The sequence below is a fragment of the bacterium genome (assembly GCA_030654305.1).
In the GTDB taxonomy this organism is placed as follows: domain Bacteria; phylum Krumholzibacteriota; class Krumholzibacteriia; order LZORAL124-64-63; family LZORAL124-64-63; genus PNOJ01.
This window is the reverse complement of the sequence record JAURXS010000037.1, coordinates 1-3376: the sequence shown is the minus strand read 5'-3', so window position 1 is coordinate 3376 and position 3376 is coordinate 1. Positions and strand designations below refer to the sequence as shown.

Sequence of the window (3376 nt, the reverse complement as noted above, 5' to 3'; positions counted from 1 at the left end):
CGACCGCGACGAGTTCGCGGCCAAGGTCGGCAAGCACGGCGTCAAGCTCGTCTCGTACGCCAACGACGTCGCGGACGGAAGGCGCAACGTCGAGCTGAAGCTCAGCTACCCGGACCTGGTCTCGTTCTCCGAGGCCATCGGCGGCTCCTTCGGCGGCAGCGGCATGAAGATCACCAAGCACGGCGACGACTACCTGCTCTCCTCCTACCAGGTCCCGAAGGCCGAGGCGGACGAGGCCGCGAAGGAAGAGGCGCCGGAGGACATGAACGCCGCCATGCAGAACGCCGCGAAGTCCATGGAGCTGATGGGCCGCCTGATGGCGCACATCTCCGAGATGTCCATGGCCGTCGCCATCACGCTGCCCGGCGACGTCGTCGAGAGCAACGCCCACCGCGTCGAGGGCCGCACCTGCATCTGGGAGATCAACGCCAACAACATGATGCAGGCCGAGGGCATGGAGCCCCGCGTGGTCTTCTCGGGCAAGGGCCTGAGCCTCAAGACCGCCGACTGAGCGTCCCGATCCGTCCCAGGGAAACCGGCCGCGGCCGGTTTCCCTTTTTTTATCCCTCCAGGTCGGACACAATCGGCGGGGCGGGGCGTAATCCTTCCCAGTACCCCCGCCGTCCAAGGATCACCACGTCCCGACCGGAGGATCCGATGCAGCCCCTGCCCTCACCCGTCGACCGGACCGATCCCGAAGCGGCCACGCTGGTCGCGCGGGCCCGCCAGGGCGACCGGGACGCTTTCGAGCGGATCTACCGGCAGCACGCCGGCCGCATGCACGCGGTCTGCCTGCGCCTGACCGGCGACGCGAACGAGGCCGAAGCCGCGGTGCAGGACGCCTTCGTGCGGGCCTGGCGCGGGCTGGGCGGGTTCCGCGGCGACAGCGCCCTGGGCACCTGGCTGCACCGGCTCGCGGTCAACGCCGCCCTGGACCGCCGCCGGGAATTCCGGCGCCGGGAAGGCCGGCACGACGACCTCGACGCCCTGGAGGACACGGCGCTGGAACCGCGGCTGCGCGTCGTCCCGCCCCCGCCCGGGGCCGCCTGGGACCTCGAACGCGCCGTGGCCGCGCTGCCGCCGGGCGCCCGCACCGCGTTCGTGCTCTTCGAGATCGAGGGCTACCACCTGCACGAGATCGCCGCCCTGACGGGCACCGCGACCGGCACGGTCAAGGCCCAGCTCCACCGCGCCCGGACCCGGCTCAAGGAGATGCTGTCATGACGACGCCCTGCGCCCGCTCCGAACTGTTGCAGGACCTGCTGGACGGGGACCTGGACGCCGCCGCGACCGCCGAACTGCGGCGCCACCTCGGCAACTGCACTGCCTGCGCAGCGGCCTGGGCTGACCTGCAGCGCCTGCAGCGGGAGGCCGCGGCGCTGCCCCGCGAGATCGCGCCCGGACGCGACCTCTGGCCCGGGATCGCCGAACGCCTCTCCGCCGAACACCGGGCCGCCGACGCGCCCGCGCCGCGGGAGCGCGCCGGCCTCCGCTTCGGCGCCTCGTCGCTGCGGCAGCCGCGGCGGGCGCTGGCGCTGGCGGCCGTGCTCGTGGTGGCCATCGTGCTGCCCCGGCTGATGGACCGCGGCGCCGGGACCGCGGACCCCGGCGAGCAGCTGGGCGACGGCTACGCCCTGCTGCACGCGGCTTCGAAGTCCGCCCTGGAGCAGACCGGCGAGGACCTCACCGCCGCGGATCGCGACGAGCTGGACGACGGTTTCGCCGCGATCGAGGCGGCCATCGGCGAGACCCGGCGCGCGCTGCGCCAGGTCCGGCGCGACCCGTCCCTGACCCCCGGCCTCGCGGCCGGTTACCACCGCAAGCTCGACCTGATGCAGCGGCTCGTGAGCCGCGTGGCTCAATCGTAGAGAAGGAGAAGGACATGAAGACCCGCACCGTGACCGCCACCCTGCTCGGCCTGGCCCTCGCGCTCGCCGCGACCACGGCCGGCGCCCAGACCAGGAAGGTCGACGAATCGCGTCCCGTCGACCCCGCCGCGTCGGTCTCGATCAGCAACCTGGCCGGGACCCTCGAGATCACCGGTTGGGACCGCGACGAGGTCCGCCTCGAGGGCGACCTGGACGCCAAGGTCGAGAAGGTCGAGATCGAGGGCGACCGCAAGGCGCTGTCCATCGAGGTGAAGTACAAGCGCAACCTCAAGGGCTCGACCGACGCCACCCGCCTCACCCTGCGCGTCCCGCGTCGCTGCGCGCTGGACGCCGAGAGCGTCAGCTGCGACGTGTCGGCGAGCGACCTGCTGGGCTCCGTCACGATCTCGACCGTGAGCGGCGAGCTGGTCCTGCGCGGCGAACCGGCGTCGGTCTCCCTCGCCACCGTCAGCGGCGACGTGGACGCCGAGGTCACCACCTCCCGCCTGGGGATCGACACCGTCAGCGGCGGCATCCGCGCCCGCGGCAAGCTCGAGGACCTCGAGATCGCCACCGTCAGCGGCGACGTGCGCGTCGAGACCGGCGCCCTGCGCGACTTCGAGTACAACGCGGTCTCGGGCCAGCTGATCCTCACCGCCGACCCGACGGACGGGGCGAGTTGGATGATCGACGCCCACAGCGGCAGCGTCGTGCTGCGCCTGCCCGCGAAGGTCGACGCCACCTTCGACATCTCCGCCTTCAGCGGCGACATCGAGGACGGCTACGGCCACAAGGCCGAGCGCACCAGCAAGCACGCGCCCGGCCGCGAGCTGCGCTTCACCGAAGGCAAGGGCGGCGCCCACATCGAGATCTCGGTGTTCAGCAGCGACGTGAAGCTCGTCAAGCGGTGAGAGGGGCGGCAACGCGGCACGCAACAGGGGCGCCGGACACGATCCGGCGTCCCTTCTCTTGTAACTATATGAATTTCAATGCGTAATGACTATTCGTGAATGATTACTATTTTCATCCGCATTGATGCTACATTGTGGGGGTGTCGCGATCGCCCCTCGGGCCACGAAGGAGTGCCGCATGAAATCCCGGAACCTGGTCCTGGCCGCCGCCGCGGCCCTCGCCCTCGCCGCCGCCGCGCCCGCGACGGCGGCTCTCGTCGTCGTCCAGCAGATGAGCCTGTCCTTCTCCCCCGCCGACATCACGATCACCGCGGGCGACACCGTCCGCTGGGTGCGCACCAGCCTGACCCACACCGTGACCAACGGCACCGGCACGTCCGACCCGAACGTGGGCACGCTGTTCGACGCGCCGCTGAGCGCCGCCTCGCCGACGTTCCAGTACGTCTTCACCGTGGCCGGCGACGTGCCCTACTTCTGCCGCCCTCACCTGTTGATGGGCATGACCGGCATCGTGCGCGTCCAGCCGGATCCCAGCGTCGGCGTGGGCAGCGACATCGCCGCTCCCGGGCCGCGGCTCCTGGCGGCGTACCCCAACCC

5 protein-coding genes are annotated in these 3376 nt (G+C 71.4%); all 5 read left to right on the top strand.

Going from position 1 to position 3376, the window contains the following annotated elements; genetic code table 11:
* Positions 1–511: hypothetical protein (locus tag Q7W29_00885; GenBank protein ID MDO9170370.1), on the top strand; the 511-nt coding region annotated here is incomplete at its 5' end.
* 146 nt (positions 512–657) lie between these two features.
* On the top strand, positions 658–1224 hold the full coding sequence (locus tag Q7W29_00880) for an RNA polymerase sigma factor (GenBank protein MDO9170369.1): 567 nt from the start codon (positions 658–660) through the stop codon (positions 1222–1224).
* Complete coding sequence (locus Q7W29_00875) at positions 1221–1868, top strand: zf-HC2 domain-containing protein (GenBank protein MDO9170368.1); 648 nt, start codon at positions 1221–1223, stop codon at positions 1866–1868. Before Q7W29_00880 ends, Q7W29_00875 begins: the two co-directional genes overlap by 4 nt.
* Before the next feature lie 14 nt (positions 1869–1882).
* The gene (locus Q7W29_00870) at positions 1883–2779 is read left to right on the top strand and encodes a DUF4097 family beta strand repeat-containing protein (GenBank protein MDO9170367.1); all 897 of its coding nucleotides are present in this window, start codon (positions 1883–1885) and stop codon (positions 2777–2779) included.
* Between the two features lie 178 nt (positions 2780–2957).
* A partial coding sequence (locus Q7W29_00865; protein MDO9170366.1) for a plastocyanin/azurin family copper-binding protein occupies positions 2958–3376 on the top strand: 419 nt, incomplete at its 3' end.

Coding starts and splice junctions, on each gene's coding strand:
- Q7W29_00880 (MDO9170369.1), top strand. CDS start 658: ATGCAGCCCCTGCCCTCACCCGTCGACCGGACCGATCCCGAAGCGGCC.
- Q7W29_00875 (MDO9170368.1), top strand. CDS start 1,221: ATGACGACGCCCTGCGCCCGCTCCGAACTGTTGCAGGACCTGCTGGAC.
- Q7W29_00870 (MDO9170367.1), top strand. CDS start 1,883: ATGAAGACCCGCACCGTGACCGCCACCCTGCTCGGCCTGGCCCTCGCG.